Source organism: Actinokineospora enzanensis DSM 44649, assembly GCF_000374445.1.
GTDB classification, from domain to species: Bacteria; Actinomycetota; Actinomycetes; order Mycobacteriales; family Pseudonocardiaceae; genus Actinokineospora; species Actinokineospora enzanensis.
The window spans coordinates 144,168-161,045 of record NZ_KB894413.1; the positions used below are offsets into that span (position 1 = coordinate 144,168).

At 70.6% G+C, this 16,878-nt stretch carries 23 protein-coding genes; 11 read left to right on the forward strand and 12 right to left on the reverse strand.

All coding sequences use genetic code 11. The features are described 5' to 3' along the window. The first annotated feature begins 44 nt into the window (after window positions 1–44). Together C503_RS0115590 and C503_RS0115595 are read left to right on the forward strand one after the other, a co-directional pair. Entirely contained in the window at window positions 45–521 is a 477-nt protein-coding gene (locus C503_RS0115590; protein WP_018683150.1) for a DUF4396 domain-containing protein, read from the forward strand. 21 nt (window positions 522–542) lie between these two features. Next, complete coding sequence (locus C503_RS0115595) at window positions 543–1,298, forward strand: enoyl-CoA hydratase-related protein (protein ID WP_018683151.1); 756 nt, start codon at window positions 543–545, stop codon at window positions 1,296–1,298. 5 nt (window positions 1,299–1,303) lie between these two features. Here C503_RS0115595 and C503_RS39520 read toward each other — a convergent pair whose 3' ends face one another. The 4 genes from C503_RS39520 to C503_RS0115615 form a co-directional block, all read right to left on the reverse strand. Then, the gene (locus tag C503_RS39520) at window positions 1,304–2,338 is read right to left on the reverse strand and encodes an NsdA family TPR-like regulatory protein (RefSeq protein WP_018683152.1); all 1,035 of its coding nucleotides are present in this window, start codon (window positions 2,336–2,338) and stop codon (window positions 1,304–1,306) included. A 407-nt stretch (window positions 2,339–2,745) separates the two neighbouring features. Next, on the reverse strand, window positions 2,746–3,051 hold the full coding sequence (locus C503_RS0115605; protein WP_018683153.1) for a barstar family protein: 306 nt from the start codon (window positions 3,049–3,051) through the stop codon (window positions 2,746–2,748). Continuing rightward, window positions 3,048–3,428, reverse strand: a complete 381-nt coding sequence (locus C503_RS0115610) for a guanyl-specific ribonuclease (protein WP_018683154.1) — start codon at window positions 3,426–3,428, stop codon at window positions 3,048–3,050. The genes C503_RS0115605 and C503_RS0115610 overlap by 4 nt, the downstream gene beginning before the upstream one ends. Before the next feature lies 1 nt (window position 3,429). After that, a complete protein-coding gene (locus C503_RS0115615; protein ID WP_018683155.1) occupies window positions 3,430–3,645 on the reverse strand; it encodes a hypothetical protein in 216 nt (71 codons plus the stop codon). Between the two features lie 56 nt (window positions 3,646–3,701). Between C503_RS0115615 and C503_RS0115620 the strand changes: the two genes are divergently transcribed. After that, window positions 3,702–4,667, forward strand: coding sequence for a zinc-binding dehydrogenase (locus tag C503_RS0115620; protein WP_026316344.1), 966 nt, complete (start codon window positions 3,702–3,704; stop codon window positions 4,665–4,667). A gap of 350 nt (window positions 4,668–5,017) precedes the next feature. On the opposite strand, the gene C503_RS0115625 is transcribed toward C503_RS0115620, so the two are convergent. From C503_RS0115625 to C503_RS0115635, 3 genes are all read right to left on the reverse strand, one after another. Further along, window positions 5,018–6,040, reverse strand: a complete 1,023-nt coding sequence (locus C503_RS0115625; protein WP_018683157.1) for an alpha/beta fold hydrolase — start codon at window positions 6,038–6,040, stop codon at window positions 5,018–5,020. A gap of 90 nt (window positions 6,041–6,130) precedes the next feature. Next, window positions 6,131–7,189: a nitronate monooxygenase gene (locus C503_RS0115630; protein ID WP_026316345.1), complete on the reverse strand. Its 1,059-nt coding sequence runs from the start codon at window positions 7,187–7,189 to the stop codon at window positions 6,131–6,133. A 141-nt stretch (window positions 7,190–7,330) separates the two neighbouring features. Further along, a complete protein-coding gene (locus C503_RS0115635; RefSeq protein WP_018683159.1) occupies window positions 7,331–8,236 on the reverse strand; it encodes a TIGR04222 domain-containing membrane protein in 906 nt (301 codons plus the stop codon). Window positions 8,237–8,323: 87 nt separating this feature from the next. On the opposite strand from C503_RS0115635, the gene C503_RS39525 reads away from it, so the two are divergent. Beyond that, a complete protein-coding gene (locus tag C503_RS39525; protein WP_018683160.1) occupies window positions 8,324–8,767 on the forward strand; it encodes an HD domain-containing protein in 444 nt (147 codons plus the stop codon). Between the two features lie 74 nt (window positions 8,768–8,841). Here C503_RS39525 and C503_RS0115645 read toward each other — a convergent pair whose 3' ends face one another. Next, window positions 8,842–9,159: an MmcQ/YjbR family DNA-binding protein gene (locus C503_RS0115645; protein WP_033400664.1), complete on the reverse strand. Its 318-nt coding sequence runs from the start codon at window positions 9,157–9,159 to the stop codon at window positions 8,842–8,844. Between the two features lie 96 nt (window positions 9,160–9,255). On the opposite strand from C503_RS0115645, the gene C503_RS0115650 reads away from it, so the two are divergent. Further along, window positions 9,256–9,654, forward strand: a complete 399-nt coding sequence (locus C503_RS0115650; RefSeq protein WP_018683162.1) for a DUF3224 domain-containing protein — start codon at window positions 9,256–9,258, stop codon at window positions 9,652–9,654. Between the two features lie 21 nt (window positions 9,655–9,675). Here C503_RS0115650 and lepA read toward each other — a convergent pair whose 3' ends face one another. After that, window positions 9,676–11,520, reverse strand: coding sequence for a translation elongation factor 4 (gene lepA, locus C503_RS0115655; RefSeq protein WP_018683163.1), 1,845 nt, complete (start codon window positions 11,518–11,520; stop codon window positions 9,676–9,678). 114 nt (window positions 11,521–11,634) lie between these two features. Here lepA and C503_RS0115660 point away from each other — a divergent pair, with 114 nt between their 5' ends. Continuing rightward, on the forward strand, window positions 11,635–11,940 hold the full coding sequence (locus tag C503_RS0115660) for an ArsR/SmtB family transcription factor (protein WP_018683164.1): 306 nt from the start codon (window positions 11,635–11,637) through the stop codon (window positions 11,938–11,940). A gap of 9 nt (window positions 11,941–11,949) precedes the next feature. On the opposite strand, the gene C503_RS0115665 is transcribed toward C503_RS0115660, so the two are convergent. After that, window positions 11,950–12,327, reverse strand: coding sequence for a VOC family protein (locus C503_RS0115665; RefSeq protein WP_018683165.1), 378 nt, complete (start codon window positions 12,325–12,327; stop codon window positions 11,950–11,952). A gap of 60 nt (window positions 12,328–12,387) precedes the next feature. On the opposite strand from C503_RS0115665, the gene C503_RS0115670 reads away from it, so the two are divergent. After that, complete coding sequence (locus C503_RS0115670) at window positions 12,388–12,828, forward strand: type II toxin-antitoxin system PemK/MazF family toxin (protein ID WP_018683166.1); 441 nt, start codon at window positions 12,388–12,390, stop codon at window positions 12,826–12,828. Here the strand turns inward: C503_RS0115670 and C503_RS39530 are convergent. Then, window positions 12,782–13,300: a hypothetical protein gene (locus C503_RS39530; RefSeq protein WP_156893244.1), complete on the reverse strand. Its 519-nt coding sequence runs from the start codon at window positions 13,298–13,300 to the stop codon at window positions 12,782–12,784. The two genes, C503_RS0115670 and C503_RS39530, sit on opposite strands and share 47 nt — an antisense overlap. A 114-nt stretch (window positions 13,301–13,414) precedes the next feature. Between C503_RS39530 and C503_RS0115680 the strand changes: the two genes are divergently transcribed. The 4 genes from C503_RS0115680 (at window position 13,415) to C503_RS48515 (ending at window position 15,540) form a co-directional block, all read left to right on the forward strand. Then, on the forward strand, window positions 13,415–14,362 hold the full coding sequence (locus C503_RS0115680) for an SPFH domain-containing protein (RefSeq protein WP_018683168.1): 948 nt from the start codon (window positions 13,415–13,417) through the stop codon (window positions 14,360–14,362). Window positions 14,363–14,365: 3 nt separating this feature from the next. Further along, window positions 14,366–14,572 carry a type II toxin-antitoxin system antitoxin gene (locus tag C503_RS0115685; RefSeq protein ID WP_018683169.1) on the forward strand — a complete coding sequence of 69 codons (207 nt, stop codon included), beginning with the start codon at window positions 14,366–14,368 and terminating at the stop codon, window positions 14,570–14,572. 120 nt (window positions 14,573–14,692) lie between these two features. Beyond that, window positions 14,693–14,956 (forward strand): 30S ribosomal protein S20, encoded by a 264-nt coding sequence (gene rpsT / locus C503_RS0115690; RefSeq protein ID WP_018683170.1) that lies wholly within the window; start codon window positions 14,693–14,695, stop codon window positions 14,954–14,956. Between the two features lie 71 nt (window positions 14,957–15,027). Beyond that, complete coding sequence (locus tag C503_RS48515; RefSeq protein ID WP_281170511.1) at window positions 15,028–15,540, forward strand: acyl-CoA thioesterase; 513 nt, start codon at window positions 15,028–15,030, stop codon at window positions 15,538–15,540. A gap of 356 nt (window positions 15,541–15,896) precedes the next feature. Here C503_RS48515 and holA read toward each other — a convergent pair whose 3' ends face one another. Continuing rightward, the gene (gene holA, locus C503_RS0115700) at window positions 15,897–16,874 is read right to left on the reverse strand and encodes a DNA polymerase III subunit delta (protein WP_018683172.1); all 978 of its coding nucleotides are present in this window, start codon (window positions 16,872–16,874) and stop codon (window positions 15,897–15,899) included. Window positions 16,875–16,878: the final 4 nt, after the last annotated feature.

Genomic DNA, 16,878 nt, shown 5'->3' on the forward strand with positions numbered 1-16,878 from the left:
CGCGACAGGCCGTATCGATACCCCCCAGGGGTATAGTCGCCGCCATGGAACACACCCACGAACACCACCACCACGCGGGAATGTCGAACTCCTGGCGCCAGGCCGCCGCCGCGACGCTGCACTGCCTCACCGGCTGCGCCATCGGCGAGGTGCTCGGCATGGTCCTGGGGATCGCGTTCGGCTGGTCGAACCTGCCGGTGGTGCTGCTGTCGATCGCGCTGGCATTCGTCTTCGGCTACACGCTCACCATCAGCCCGGTCCTGCGCGCCGGTGTCCCCGTGCGTCGGGCGATCGGGGTCGCCCTGGCCGCCGACACGGTGTCGATCGTGGTCATGGAGATCCTGGACAACGCCGTGATGCTGACCGTGCCCGGCGCCATGGACGCGGGCCTGGGCGACGTGCTGTTCTGGCTGGCCCTCGCCCTGTCCCTGGTGGTGGCCTTCGTCCTGACAGTGCCGGTCAACAAGTGGCTCATCGGCCGGGGAAAGGGGCACGCGGTCGTCCACGAGTACCACCACTGAACGCGCGTTAACGTGTGCCCCATGACTGAACTGGTGCACTACGCGGTCGAGAAGGGCATCGCCCGCGTCACGCTGGACTCCCCGCACAACCGCAACGCCCTGTCCACGCAGTTGCGCGGGGAGCTCCGCACCCACCTGACCACCGCCATCGCGGACGACGCGGTCCGCGTGATCGTGCTCGACCACACCGGCCCGGTCTTCTGCGCGGGCATGGACCTGAAGGAGGCGGCGACCACCCCGGAGGGCGTGCGCGAGTTCCCCGCGATCCTCGAACAGATCTGGACCAGCCCCAAGCCGGTCGTCGCCCGCCTGGCCGGTCCCGCCCGCGCGGGCGGCGTCGGCATCGTGGCCGCGGCCGACATCGCGATCGCCGTGGACACCGCCACGTTCGCGTTCACCGAGGTCCGCATCGGCGTGGTCCCGGCGATCATCTCGGTGACCGTGCTGCCCCGGCTGGTCCCCCGCGCCGCGCACGAGCTGTTCCTGACCGGCGAGCAGTTCACGGCCCCGCGCGCGGTGGAGATCGGGCTCCTCAACGCGGCCGTACCCGCGGACCGGCTGGACGCGGAGGTCGACCGCTACACCGACATGCTCGCCCTGGGCGGCCCGAAAGCGTTGGCGGGCACCAAGGAGATGCTCCGCCGGACCCGCCCGACCGACATGTCGACGGACTTCGCCGAGATGCTCGACCTCTCAGCGGGCTACTTCGCGAGCGACGAAGGCCGGGAAGGCATCACCGCGTTCACACAGAAACGCAAGCCCGACTGGACTCTCTGAGGCTCTCAGGCTCTCGCGGCCAGCAGGTCCCGAAGACAGGAGACTCCTTCCGCGAAACTCGGCCGGACCTCGTCGACCGGGACCTGCCGCAATGCCCGATCGAGAATGCTCGCCGTCCTGCCCGACCCGACCTCGGCGACGTACGTGGCGAGGGAGGGAAGCAGGTCCTCGGCATCGCGCCGGCCCCGGAGAGCCGTGAAACTGGCGAACAGGTAGGCCGATCTGCTGTAGAGCCCCCGGACCCGCTCCTGGGGACTGGACTCCAGGGCGGCGTGGAAGATGTCGGCCGCCTTGCCGTGATCGTGCAACGCGGTCCACACCATCGCCTCGAACCAGGCCATCTGCCGATCATCGACCCAGTACGCCCAGGCAGGCTCGTCTCCCGAGGGCCCATCCAGGTAGCGCGACTTGGCTTCCCCGAGCGCCCGCAACGCGTCCCCCCGCTGCTGCCGCAACGCCAGAGCGTGCGCACTCCGCGCGAGGAACAGCACCCGCAACCGGGGCGGCAGTTTCTCCCTTGCCAGAACATCACGGGATATCCTGAGCGCCTCGGCCGGACGACCGAGGTACTCCGCCTGCATCGCGATGTTCTGCAAGGTCAGGAGTTCCAGACTCTTGTCCCCTGCCCACCGCAGGTAGTACAGAGCCTCCTGGTTGAACCGTCGAGCCGTGTCCTGCCGATCGGCGTCATAGAAGAACCAGCCCGCCACCTCCGCCAACTCGCCGACCGTGGAATACTGCTCCCGCTCGATCGAAGGCGGACAGTGGGCGACGCCCACCGTCCTTTGCACTGACCGAAAGAGCAGTAGGGCCTGCTTCGATGCTTCGTTGCCGCCGTATCGGGCATCGACCGCCAGAAGTTCCCGCATCCGCGCGCGAGTCCGGACGATGTAGTCCTCACTGATCGAATCCTGCGCGCCGGGATTCGTTTCCGGCCGACCGGGGTACGGCTTGCTGTAGCCCGTTCGACGAGCCATGGCGGCAAGGCCGAGACCAGCCTCCAGTCGAGCGTCCCGCAAGATCCCGGCGATACCGTCCACGACGTCCACCTTTGTATACGGCGTGCATACGGCACGCAGACGACCGCCCCACTCGTCACTCCTGGCAGTCACCAGACTACTCCTCGCCAGGCGCCGCAAGGGAGCGAAGGATGGTGGTCGACAGTGCCGGACTCACTCCCGGACGACCACAGGACGGCACTGACCGAAACATTCGCGAACCACACCGGCGAGATAGCCGAGTCGCTCGCCGGGCATATCGCGAGCGCTCACCTGCCGAGGATATATCGAAAATGCCCAGTGATCAGCCGGTACTGGAATGGTTGCAAGTCAACGCCGCCGGACGGCGCCTGACGCCACAGCCACGGTGGTGGGCCCTGGCCCACCACCTTCGGCGTGGACCTTCAGGGAAACGGATCTCCCCACGTCGCCGGGCACACGGTAAAAGCTCAGGCGCGCAGATCCTCGATGACCACGGTCAGCTCCCGGCCCGGCGCCGCGAAGTGCTCCACCACGTCCGTCAACACTTCCCGGATCGCCCGATACGCAACCGGATCGGCCTCGGCCAACACCTCCGGATGTGTCCACACCAGCACGATCTCCCCGGCAGGCAGCCACGACAGGTCGATCAGACAGTCATGCAACGCGTCCAGGTTATGGCCGAACCAGTCCGGAAAGGACAGTGCGTCGGCGAGTGCGGCCAGCATCCCCGCCTTGTCCCGGACCTCGCGCCCGTCGACCTCGAAGCGAGTCATCGGCTCGGGTCCACGGCGACGAAGGTCACGTAGTGGTCGCCGGTGTAGTACAGCTCGTGGCCCGACCCGGTGACCAGCCTGCGCGCGCCTCGGTCGTGGCTGCCCGGTGTGGGCACGGTGTACTCCCGGTAGTAGTCGGAACGCTGCGCGGGCAGGTGTCCTTCGCGGTTCGCGAACGGGACGCCGTCGTTGCCCGGGTATGGGAACGGTCCGCCGCGCTCGATCAGGTGCCACGTCGCGGCCGCCTCCACCGGCAGCGTCGACAACCCCTGGACCGGCAGCGGGTCGGCGCCGCTGCCCCGCTGGATCAGCCATCCGGCCAACACCAGCGCGACCAGTCCGACCAGCGCGACCGTGATGCGCCTGCGCGAGCCCACCCTAGGAATCATGGTCCGGCCGCGCGCCAAGCGGCGTCTCGTCCCGGGACTTGCCCACCCGGGCCGACGCGTAGTCCACGACCCGGTCGATCAGCCAGGCCACCACCACGCACAGCGGCAGCAGGATCGCCATCACGAGGGCGAACTGCAGCGGGAACGACAGCTGGATCAACCACAGCTCGACATCGTTCCACCAGTCCGAGAGCCCCTGTAACACGCGTCCGAGCGTAGACCCACCGGCGCCGCCTCTCCGAGGTGACTATGGTCGAACTCATGTTCGCCGTCTACGCCACCGCCCCGAACCCGGACGACCCGCTGGCGTCGCTGACCGTCGGCGAACGCCCCGATCCCGAGGTCCCGCCCGGCTTCGTCGCGGTGCGGGTCCGGGCCGCCAGCCTCAACATGCACGACCTGTGGACGCTGCGCGGGGTCGGCCTCAAACCCGAGGGCTACCCGATGATCCTCGGCTGCGACGGCGCGGGCACCCTGCCGGACGGCACCGAGGTGGTCCTGCACTCGGTCGTCGGCACCCCCGACTGGTACGGCGACGAGACCCTGGACCCGGGCCGCACGCTGCTGACCGAGAAGCACCAGGGCACCTTCGCCGACACCGTCGTCGTCCCGGCCCGCAACGCCCTGCCCAAGCCAGCCGACCTGACCTTCACCGAGGCGGCCTGCATGGGCACGGCCTGGCTGACCGCCTACCGCATGCTGTTCGTCAAGTCCGGCCTGCGCCCCGGCCAGACCATGCTCGTCCAGGGCGCCTCCGGCGGCGTCTCGACCGCCCTGGTCACCCTCGGCCGCGCGGCGGGCCTGCGTGTCTGGGTCACCGGCCGCACCGAGGAGAAGCGGGCGGTGGCCGCCGGGCTGGGCGCGCACGACACGTTCGAGCCCGGCGCCCGACTGCCGGAACGGGTCGACGGCGTGTTCGAGACCGTCGGCAAGGCCACCTGGCAGCACTCGATGCGCGCCCTCAAACCCGGCGGCGTGATCGTCGTGTCCGGCTCAACCAGCGGCCCGGACGCCGACGCCGACCTGCAACGGCTGTTCTTCCTGCAGCTGCGGGTGGTCGGCTCCACCATGGGCACCCGCGAGGAGCTGGCCGACCTGCTCCGCTTCTGCGCCCTGACCGGCGTACGCCCGCGCGTCGGCACCGAGCTGCCGATGGATCGGGCCCGCGAGGGCTTCACGGCGATGCTCTCCGGCGACACCGCAGGCAAGATCGTCTTCACCCGCTGACAACCGTCCGCGACATCGCCTCGCGTACCGGACTCCCAGGTCGACCCGATCCACCTCGACGATGTCGTCGCCGAGCTGCTGACCTCGGAACGCCACCCCTCCCGTCGACAGGTGATCACCGGGCCGGGGTCGCCGCGCCTGCGGGACGTCGGCGAACAGGTCGGTCAGGCGCTGGGCAGTCGCTCGCGGTCGACGAGCCGACCCGGCCGCCCTCGATGCCCGAGCAGACTATGGCCACGCTGCCTGCGATCTCCGCCGAGTCCGTGGGCGTCCCACGATCACCAATGGCGTGCAGCGGTCACCGGCCATCCCGCGTGGGCCCGGGAGGTCGGGACGAGTTCGTCTGACGCTCAGGCGTGGAAGCGGTCGATCAGCGGCCAGGTGGTCTCGCGCGCGGCGCGGCCGGTGAGGACACCGAGATGACCACCCGGGACCGTGACGAACTCGGCGTGCGGGACCAAATCCTGGAGGCGGCGGGCCGAGCGGGGTGGCGCGATGGTGTCGCCCGCGCCCGCGACGACCAGGGTCGGGACGTCGATCGTGGACACGTCGATCCGGGTGTCCGCCAGGATGACCACGCCGTCCGCGAGGGCGTTGGCGCGGAAGAACCGGCGGTAGACCTGGTCCATCGCACGCCCGGGGAACGCGAGCATGCCGGTGGTGAAGCCGTCGACGGCCTCCAGTTGGGCCAGGTAGTCGCGGTCGGTGAGGTTGCGGGCGATGGCGAACGGTTTGGTCAGGTGCTTGTCCAGGGCACTGATCTGGAACGCCCGCCGCACCAGCGGCGCCGGGACGCCTCCGAAGGCCCGATACAGCAGCGGGAACGCGAGCCTGCCGGTGGCCGTGTCGAGCGGGCGCAGGGCGGTGAGCAGTGGGATCGCGGTGAAGTCGAACGGGCTGCCGAGCACGGTCAGCGAGGCGATCGGACCGTCGGCGTGGCGGGCGGCGGTGAGCGCGGTCAGGATGCCGCCCAGGCACCACCCGACCAGGTGAACCGGCCGTCCGCCGCAGTGATCGTGGACCGCGCCCAGGGCGGCGGGCAGCACGTCGTCGACCCAGTGCTCCAGACCCAGGTCACGGTCGTCGGAGCGGATCTCGCCGTAGGACACCGAGTAGGTCGGCCTGCCCGCGGTGACCAGGTGCTCGACCAGGCTGCACCCGCGCCGCAGGTCGAAACAGCTGTCCGACACCGCGAGCGGCGGCACCAGCAGAACCGGGTCGCCCTGCCTCGCCCCGGGCACGTCGAACGCGTGGACCGCGCGTGTACGACCGCGATCGATCACCGTGGACGGCATCGGTCGCCGGTCCGCGAGCCCGCCGAACAGCCACCGCTGGGCCACGTTGCCCGCGGCCTCCCGCACGCTGTCCAGCACGGCGACCTCCCGATACCTACTCCGGAGTAACGTAACCGCGCGAGCCGATCACCATCGCCATTGTGTGCGCGACGGCACACCCGCCGCGAGTCAGTCCGCGACCGGCCACCGCCGGGTCAACGCCGCCACGGCGTCCCGGGCCTGCGCGGTCAGTATCCCGATCACCTCGGCCACCGGCGCCTCGACGGCGAGCGGGTACGCCTGCCCCGCCCACAGCGCCATGGCCTCCGGATCCCCGGCCCGTCCCGCTGCCACCCGCACCGGTTTGGTCACGTGATGCACGTCCGGGTACGCATTGGGCGCGTCCTGGTGCTCGGCGATGAACGAATTGACCAACCCGCGCGCCGGTCGACCGGTGAACGCCCGCGTCAACGTGGTCTCCCGCTCCGCGACGACAAGCGCCTTCCGGTGCGCCTCCGACGTGCCTGCCTCAGGGCAGAGCAGGAACGCCGTCCCCAACTGCGCGGCAACCGCCCCGGCCGCGAGCACGGCGGCGACGTCCGCGCCATGGGTCAACCCGCCCGCCGCGATCAACGGCAGCCCGGTCTCGGTCCCGATCACACGCATCGCGGGCAGGAGGTCATAAAGCGGCGCGCCACCCGGGTAAGCCGCGTCGTTCTCGAACGCCCCACGGTGCGCGCCGGCCGCCGCCCCCTGCACACACAACACGTCCGCGCCTCGCTCGGCAGCGGCGCGCGCCTCGGCAGGGGTCGTCACGGTGGCCACCACTGTGCTGCCCACCGCCTTGAGCCGACGCACGTCCTCGGCACTGGGCAGCCCGAACGTGAACGAGACCACCGGGATCTTCGCCGCCACCACGATGTCGACCTTCGCGGCGTAGTGGTCGTCGTCCCACCGAGGCTCACCCACGTCGACCCCGAGCCGCTCGGCCTGGGCCCGCACCCGGTCCCGGTAGCCGGTGGTGTCCGCAGTGGACCGAGCACCGGGCGTGAACAGGTTGACCCCGAACGGCTTACCCGTCAGCGCCTTGGTCTGCTCGACCTGCTCCCGGAACGCCTCCGGCGTCAGGTACCCGGCGGGGAGGAAGGCATACGCACCCGCCGCCACCGCCCCCGCGACCAGGGCAGGCGTGCTGACCCCACCCGCCATCGGTGCGACGATGATCGGCACAGCGAGCTTGGTGATCACACCCACCACCGTACTGGCTCACTTCACCCGCCACCTCGGCCCGGCACCATTCCCGACCTGGCAACCGCACTGCCGACGTGGCACCGAGCTACGTCGCGGGACGAGCCACCGGGGACTGCCGACTGCCTAGTGGTCGCACCACTAGCCGCCGCACCCGCCTCCGCCGCCACAGCTGCTGCCGCCCCCGCAACTGCTGCCACTGCTACAGCTACTACTGCTGCTGCAACTGCTGCCGCCGGAGTCGCTGCTGGAGCTGCCGGAGCCGGTGTAGGACTGCGGGACGTACTGGGTGAGAATCGCGCTGACGTCGTCGTCCGGGTAGGCCATGAGGCCGTAGAGCGCGACCGGCGCGAGCACGGCGGCACCGAGGGCCAGGTTCGTGATCGGCGGCCGCCGGGACACGCTCGCCCGCGCCATGGCCAGCGCGGCGGCCCCGTAGCGGGTCGGCCGCTGCCGGGAACGGCCGAGCAGCAGCCGCGCGACCAGCCAGATCACCAGCGTCGCGGGCAGCGACAGCGCGAGGTAGCCGACCGGCCGGTCCAGGGTCAACCCGTTGATCAGCCGCACCAGACCGATCACGAAGATCGCCAGGAAGAAGAAGTGCACCCGGCGGAACCCGACCTTCCCGTTGGTCAGGTACCCCCGCTCGACCAGCCCGTCGGCCAACCGCTTGCCCAGTTCGCTGCCCTGCACCCCGAGCGAGTCCCGGGTGGTCAGCGTGCGCGACCGTCCGATCCGGTCCAGCACCTGCTTCTGCACGGCGTCGGCGGGCGACCCCGACCCGGTCGGCGATGCCTTGCCCGACCGGCTGACCCGCACCACCCCGCGCGCCAACAACCCGGCCAACGCGGTGTGCTCGACCCGCCGGTGCCCACCGGCCAGCAACGCCAGCTCGTAGTCGTCCAACCGCCGCTCGTCCCGCGCGGCCCGACCGCCGCCCAACCGCTGCGCCACGGCCACGACCACGCACAGCCCGAAGACCACCGCGATCGAGATCCAGTAGATCCTCAGGAACTCCGGACCGGATAAACCCCACGGATCACCCATCGAACCCTCCTCACACCGCCGCGCCCAGTGTGCAACACCATCGTGTGATCGACATGCGCTTCACGCCAAGCGAGTTACATTCCGGGCATGTTCACCCTGGACGACGCCATCCGGATCGCCCACGACGCCCACGAGGGCCAGCTGGACAAATCCGGCGGCCCCTACATCCAGCACCCCCTCCGGGTGATGGCCGCCGTCTCCGGCGAACACGAGAAAATGATCGCCATCCTGCACGACGTCCTGGAGGACACCCCGGTCACCGCCGACGACCTCCGCGCCGCGGGCTGTCCGTCCGACGTGGTCACCGCCGTCATCGCGATCAGCAAACGCCCCGGAGAGTCCCAGGAGGACTACCTGACCCGGGTCGCCGCCAACCCCCTCGCCCTCGCCGTCAAACACGCCGACATCGCCGACAACTCCTCCCCCGCCCGCCTGGCCACATTGGACGCCCCCACTCGCGAACGCCTCAGCGCCAAGTACGTCCACGCCCTCGCCTTCCTGGCGGGCAGGCCACCCACACACCAGCCTTAGACGCCCACCTGCCCATCAGGTTCCCGCCCCACTGCCTGCCGGCAAGGCAACCGGCGCCCCACCCGGTCGCACCGTCACATCTCAGCCGCCAGCTTCCTGGGGGCCACCACCCGATAAGCGTCCCGGACGATCTCCCCCACTTCCGTCCAATCCACCTCGCCATCCAGATAGACCCCCAACCACCCCCGATGCCCCACATACGGCGGCCGGAAGAACCTCTCCGGATCCTCGCCCACCATCTCCTCCTGCACCCCCACCGGCGCCGCGCACCAGAACGCCTCCCGCGAATTGCCGTGATGAAACCCCACCCACATCACGAACATCTTCTTGTCCCGGACAAACCAAGCAGGCGCCCCATGACTGACGCGCTCGGTCACCTCCGGCAACCCCATGCACAGCTCCCGCAACCGCCCCACGCCCCACCCTTCCGCCGACCTGGACCACCGGACAGAATCCCCGGGGAACAGTCCACAAGCAAGGGAGCCGCCATGGCCACCGCCACCGGCACGTTCGAGGTCACCGACTGGCAGCCGGAGGCCCCGTACGACCAGGAGGGCGACGTCTCGCTCGGCCACGTCGTGCTGCGCAAGACGTTCGCGGGCGATCTCGACGGCACCAGCGAGGTCCACATGACCAGCGTCGCGCTGCCCGAGCACAAGTCGGCCGCCTACGTCGCCCTGGAGCACGTCCGCGGCACCCTCGCGGGCAAGCGGGGCGGTTTCGTCCTGCTGCACTCGGCGTTCGCCACCAGCACCGCCGACTCGCTGGAGATCAGGGTCGTGCCCGACATGGGCACCGGCGACCTCGCGGGCATCACCGGCACCCTGACGATCACCCGGGACGAGTCCGGCGCGCACACCTGGACCCTGGACTACGACCTGGCGTAGCCGGGCGCCGCCGGACGGGGCCTACTTCTTGCCCTTGGCCTTGTCCGGCGACTCGTCGGTGGACAGCGCGGCGACGAAGGCCTCCTGCGGCACCTCGACCCGGCCGACCATCTTCATCCGCTTCTTGCCTTCCTTCTGCTTCTCCAGCAGCTTGCGCTTGCGGCTGATGTCACCGCCGTAGCACTTGGCGAGCACGTCCTTGCGCATCGCGCGGATGGTCTCGCGGGCGATCACCCGGGAGCCGATGGCGGCCTGGATCGGCACCTCGAACTGCTGGCGCGGGATCAGCTCGCGCAGCTTGGTGGCCATCCGGGTGCCGTACCCGTAGGCCGAGTCCTTGTGCACGATGGCGCTGAACGCGTCGACCGCCTCGCCCTGCAGCAGGATGTCGACCTTCACCAGCTCGGAGCCCTGCTCGCCTGCCTCCTCGTAGTCCAGCGAGGCGTAGCCGCGGGTGCGCGACTTCAGCGCGTCGAAGAAGTCGAAGATGATCTCGCCGAGGGGCATGGTGTAGCGCAGCTCCACCCGGTCCTCGGACAGGTAGTCCATGCCGCCGAGCTGGCCCCGCTTGCCCTGGCACAGCTCCATGATCGCGCCGATGTAGTCCGATGGCGCGATGATGGTGCACTTGGTGACCGGCTCGTAGACCTCGGAGATCTTGCCGACGGGCCAGTCCGAGGGGTTGGTCACGGTCAGCTCCCGGCCGTCGTCCAGCACGACCCGGTAGACCACGTTGGGCGCGGTGGAGATCAGGTCAAGACCGAACTCGCGCTCCAGCCGGTCGCGGGTGATCTCCAGGTGCAGCAGGCCGAGGAAGCCGCAGCGGAAGCCGAAGCCGAGCGCGGCGGAGGTCTCCGGCTCGTAGGCCAGGGCGGCGTCGTTGAGCTGGAGCTTGTCCAGCGCCTCGCGCAGGTCGGGGTAGTCCGAGCCGTCGACCGGGTACAGGCCGGAGTAGACCATCGGGCGCGGCTCGCGGAAGCCCGCGAGCGGCTCGGTGGCGCCCTTGCGCTCCGCGGTGACGGTGTCGCCCACCTTGGACTGGCGGACGTCCTTCACGCCGGTGATCAGGTAGCCCACCTCGCCGACGCCCAGGCCCGCGCTGGGCTTGGGCTCGGGCGAGATGATGCCGACCTCCAGCAGTTCGTGCGTGGCGCCGGTGGACATCATCCGGATGCGCTCCCGGGGGGTGATCTTCCCGTCCACCACCCGGATGTAGGTGACCACGCCGCGGTAGGTGTCGTAGACCGAGTCGAAGATCATCGCGCGGGCGGGCGCGTCGGCCTGGCCGACCGGGGCCGGGATCACCCGGACCACCTCGTCGAGCAGCTCGCGCACGCCGACGCCGGTCTTCGCCGACACCCGCAGCACGTCGTCCGCCGCGCAGCCGATGATGTGCGCGATCTCGGCGGCGTACTTGTCCGGGTCGGCCGCGGGCAGGTCGATCTTGTTCAGCACCGGGATGATGTGCAGGTCCCGGTCCAGCGCCATGTACAGGTTCGCCAGCGTCTGTGCCTCGATCCCCTGCGCGGCGTCGACCAGCAGGATGGCGCCCTCGCAGGCGTCCAGGGCGCGCGAGACCTCGTAGGTGAAGTCCACGTGGCCCGGCGTGTCGATCATGTGCAGGACGTGCTGGGAGCCGTCGACCTCCCAGGGCAGCCGCACGTTCTGGGCCTTGATGGTGATCCCGCGCTCGCGCTCGATGTCCATCCGGTCGAGGTACTGCGCGCGCATCGCCCGCTCCTCGACCACGCCGGTGATCTGCAGCATCCGGTCGGCCAGGGTGGACTTGCCGTGGTCGATGTGCGCGATGATGCAGAAGTTCCGGATCTGCTCCGGGGCCGTGAACGTCTTGTCGGCGAAAGTCACTCAGGTCCTCGCATGGTCAAGGGGTACCCCCATGGTCCCATGGCCACCGCCCGTCCTGGCCGTTCGGGGTGTCCGGGCATTGCCCCTATATGCCCGGTCGGTTATGTTCGAGGCGTGGCGACCACCTTCACCGTGCTGGCCGAGCCGACCCGGCGGCGCATCCTCGACCTGCTGCGCGAGCAGCCGCGCTCGGTCGGCGAGCTGGTCGACGAGCTGGGCCTGACCCAGCCGGGCACCTCCAAGCACCTGCGGGTGCTGCGCGAGGCCGGGCTGGTCCGGGTCCGCCGGGACGCCCAGCGCCGCTGGTACGAGCTGCGCGTGGAACCGCTGGTGGAGATCGACTCCTGGCTCGCGCCCTACCGGCGGCTGTGGGGCGAGAGCCTCGACCGCCTGGAACGCCACCTGGACACGATGGACTAGCCGGGTGGACTAGTCGGGCTGCCGGGAGTCCAGCCGCATGGGATGGTCCGGCGGCACCTCGACCAGCACGATCCGCACACCGTCGGGATCGGCCAGCCACGCCTCGCGCAGCCCCCACGGCTCCAGCCTCGGCTCCACGGCGATCCCGTGCGTCCGAAGCTCGTCGGCCGCCGCCGCGATGTCCCGCACCTGCAGCCACAGCGCGACGTCCGGCCCCGGCTCGGTGTCGCCCTGACCGGACAGCTCCAGGTAGCCGCCGCCGAGGAAGAAGACCGTGCCGCCGGGGAACTCCCGGTACACGGCGAGCCCCAGCACGTCCCGGTAGAACGCCAGGGACCGCGCCCGGTCCCGGGGGTGGATGACGACCCTGCCGCTGAGGAACTCCACCCTTCAGTACTACCGCCAGTCGCCGCCACCCGCGCGTCGTCGGCGCTACGCTGCCGGGTCGTGCGGAACTTCTCGGAGGACGACCCCCGCCCGGCCCGCGGCGCGGTGTGGCAGGTACCGACCAGCGACCGGCCGGACCACATCAGCTACTCCCCCGACCTGGACGGCGACGCCGACCCTGGCGAGATCGTCTGGGCCTGGGTGCCCTACGAGGACGACCCGGACCGCGGCAAGGACCGCCCGCTGCTGGTGGTCGGCCGCACCGGCCGGACGCTGCGCGCGATGATGCTGTCCAGCAAGCACCCGCACGACAACGAGCGCGACGACTGGCTGGAACTGGGCTCGGGCGAGTGGGACCGCGACGGCCGCAAGTCCTACCTGCGCCTCAACCGGCTGTTCGAGCTGGGCGAGCACGACATCCGCCGGGAGGGCTCGATCCTGGAGCCGGACCGCTTCACGCTGGTCGCCGACGCCCTCGCCGCTCGCTACGGCTGGCGCTGAACTCACCAGCCACGAACTGCCTGCTGTTCGCCATCTGCCACACGGTGTTGAGCAGGCACAGCCACAGCATCCCGAAGGTCAGCACCCAGAACAGCCAGTGCGGCCACTCGTGGTGCTCGACCAGCTCCCAGGTCTCCTTGGTGGCGATGAGCGCGCCGCCGAGCCCGACGAACATCCACCCGACGGCCTTGTTCTTGAAGGTGGCCAGCACGTCCCGCTGCTCGACCGTCATCGCCGCCAACGCCGCGGCCATGTACCGCTTCCGCCGCCGACGCCCGACCCAGTACCGCGCGGGCGGCAACAGCCACCACCACGGCGACACCCGCGGCAGCTGCTCCATCTCATCCCGCACGTGGGCGAACTGGTCCTCCTCCAGGTCCTGTTCCCGCAGCTCGACAGCGGCCTGATAGATCGGCCCGGCAACGAGCAGCCAGGCACCGAGAAACCCCGCCCACGCGATCAACGAGTGCACGAACCGCACGCTACAACCGGCCACCCACCCCCGCACGCAGCCGGGGGGTGGGTGGCGCGCTCGACGGAAAAGTGATATCACTTTGCTAGATTCGAGCTAGCGCCGGAGGCACCCATGACCACCATCAACGTCATCGACCACCCACAGCTGCCCGCGCCCACCGTGCGGGAGAAGCCCGCGTTCGGGGCGACCGGGTTGCCCATCGCCGCCGCGACCTTCGTGGTCGGGTTGGGGGGTGCGGCGCTGGTCGGGCTGGGCGGGGCCACGCTCGGCGGCGCGCTCGACCTCGCGCACGGGACCGGGGTGGCGTCCCTGGTGCTGGGCGTGCTGGTGTTCGTGGGCGCCTCGATCGTGGCGTCCGGGCTGACCGTGGTGGCGCCCGGCGAGGCCAGGGTGATCCAGTTCCTGGGCCGCTACGTGGGCACCGTGCGGCTGGACGGGCTGCGCTGGGTCAACCCGTTCACCACCCGGCGCAAGGTGTCGACCCGGATCCGCAACCACGAGACCGCGGTGCTGAAGGTCAACGACGCGGACGGCAGCCCGATCGAGATCGCCGCGGTGGTCGTGTGGCAGGTGCAGGACACCGCGCGCGCCGTGTTCGAGGTGGACGACTTCATCGCGTTCGTGGGCATCCAGACCGAGACCGCGGTCCGGCACATCGCCACCACCTACCCGTACGACGCGCACGACACCGAGGCCACGCTGTCGCTGCGGGACAACGCGGAGGAGATCACGCAGCGGCTATCGGCGGAGATCGCGGCGCGGGTCGAGGCGGCGGGTGTGGGGGTGATCGAGTCGCGGATCACGAACCTGGCGTACGCGCCGGAGATCGCGGGGGCCATGCTGCGCAGGCAGCAGGCGGGGGCGGTGGTCGCGGCCCGGCAGCGGATCGTGGAGGGCGCGGTCGGCATGGTCGAGTCCGCGCTGGCGCGGCTGGCCGAGCACGATGTGGTGGACCTGGACGAGGAGCGCAAGGCGGCGATGGTGAGCAACCTGTTGGTGGTGCTGTGCGGTGACCGGGAGGCCCAGCCGGTGGTGAACACCGGGTCTCTCTACCAGTGACCCATGGAGCGCAAGAAGATCCTGTTGCGGCTCGACCCGGCCGTGCACGACGCCGTGGCCCGGTGGGCGGGCGACGAGCTGCGCAGCACCAACGCCCAGATCGAGTTCATGCTGCGCCGCGCGCTGGCCGAGGCGGGCAGGCTCCCCGACGGTGCGGGCCGCCCTGCGACGCGGGGCCGTCCGCGCAAGGACCCGGAACCCGACGAGTGACCACCGGCTGTTAGCCTGGTTCGTCGCGCCGTACGGCACTCCGCCCTGGAGGAGACCTGCCCCGGCAGGGCCACCGAAAGTTCGCGGCGCGCGATCCGGACTGACCTAGAGGAGACACGCATGGCCAACATCAAGTCCCAGCTGAAGCGGATCAAGACGAACGAGAAGGCGCGCCTGCGCAACAAGTCCGTCAAGTCCTCGGTCAAGACCGCGATCCGCAAGTTCCGCGAGGCCGCCGACGCAGGCGACCAGGCGAAGGCCCAGGAGCTGCTGGCGGTCGCCAGCCGCAAGCTGGACAAGGCCGCGGGCAAGGGTGTCATCCACCCGAACCAGGCCGCGAACAAGAAGTCGGCGATGGCGCTGCGCGCCAACAAGCTCGGCTGACCACTGCGCTTACCGGCGGCGCCGCCCCCCTCGGGGAGCGGCGCCGCCGTCGTCTGGGCCACACTGCGGTGGTGAGCCCCCTGGACCCGAAGCCCACCTCGGCCGCCCGCACCTCGCTGTCGCACATCATGACGGCCGTGGACACCAACCTCCTCGGCACCGTCCACGGTGGAGTCATCATGAAGATGGTCGACGACGTCGCGGGCGCGGTGGCCCAACGCCACTCCGGCGGCCCCGCGGTGACGGCCGCCATGGACGGCATGACCTTCCTGCACCCGGTCCGCGTCGGCGACCTGGTCCACGCGCACGCCCAGGTCAACTGGGCAGGCCGTTCCTCGATGGAGGTCGGCGTCCGCGTCCTGGCCGAACCCTGGGACCGCGCGGGCATCCCCCCGACCCGCGTCGCCACCGCCTACCTGGTCTTCGTCGCCGTCGACAGCGAGGGCACCCCCCGCCCCATCCCCCCGGTCACCCCGGAGACCGACGAGGACCAACGCCGCCTCCGCGAAGCCGAGATCCGCCGCCACCACCGCCTCACCCGCCGCGACGAGATCCTCGCCAGCCGCACCCACCACCCCTCCTGACCCGACTTTCCCCCACCAAGATCAATATCCCCTTCGGCCTCGCCCCACCCTCCCGAATTCACCCACCCCAGCGACAAAACTTATCCACACCCCACCCCCTCCCACCCCACATTCAAGATCCACTATCACCCCCACCCACTAGAATGGGCCCTGGGGGATCCCCCTGGGAGCGGCGGGCTTTTTTGGGGGGCCGGACGAGCGTCGCGGGGCGAAGCCGAAGTTCTGCGGCGAGCAGTGGGGGCCGATTCCGGTCACGGCAGCCAGCGGCCAGCAGGCTTCCTGCACCGCACGCGAAACTCCCCCGAGCCGATCGAATCTCGATCACGCAAGCGCGTGACGCGCGAAGGACGCGCCCCTCAGTCCCGCTGATGAGCGCGGGCGAGCCGCAGCACCGCACGCTCCAACGCGTAGTCGGCGTCCGCCGCCACGCCCTTCACGTCCGCGTTGACCTCGGCCACCGTCCGCATCGCCACCGCCAGTCCGGCCGGGCTCCACCCCCGCGCCTGCGCCAGCGCCTTCTTCACCTTCCACGCGGGCATCCCCAGTTCGCCCGCGAGCCGGAACGGATCCGCCCGCCCGGCCCCCGACACCCGCGCGACTGTCCGCACCGCGTCCGCCAGCGCGTCGGCGACCAACACGTGCGGCACGCCCAGCTGCATCGCCCACCGCAGTGCTTCCATGGCGCCCGGCAGGTCGCCGGTCACCGCCTTCTCGGCGACCGCGAAGCCCGTCACGTCGGCGCGCCCCCGGTGGTACCGGCGCACCGCCTCCTCCGTGACCTCCCCCGCCGCGTCGGCGACCAGCTGGGCCGCGGCCGCCGCCAGCTCGCGGAGGTCCGAGCCGACCGAGTCGATCAACGCGGCCACCGCGGCCGGGTCGGTCTTGCCGCCCGCGCGGCGGATCTCGTTGCGCACGAAGGCTTCGCGCTCCGCCGCCTTGGTGATCTTGGGACAGTCGGCGACGACCGCGCCAGCCTTCCGGAACGCGGCCACGATGTCCTTGCCCGCCTTGCGGCCCGCGCCGTTGTGGACCACGGTGAGCACGATGCCGTCGGCGGGCGCCTTGGCGTAGGAGATCACCAGGGCGGCGATGTCCTGGGTGGCCTCGTGCGCGGCGTCCAGCACGATGACCCGGCCCTCGGCGAACAGCGACGGGCTGACCAGCTCGGCCAGCTCCGGGGCTGTGAGTTCAGCCACCCGGATCCGGGTCAGGTCCGCCGCCGGGTCGGCCAGCCGGGCCGTCTCCAGGATCGTGCGGATGGCGCGCTCGACGAGCAGTTCCTCTTCCCCGAGCACGAGTTGCAGCGGGGGCGGGGTGACCGCGGGCGAGTTCACGCCC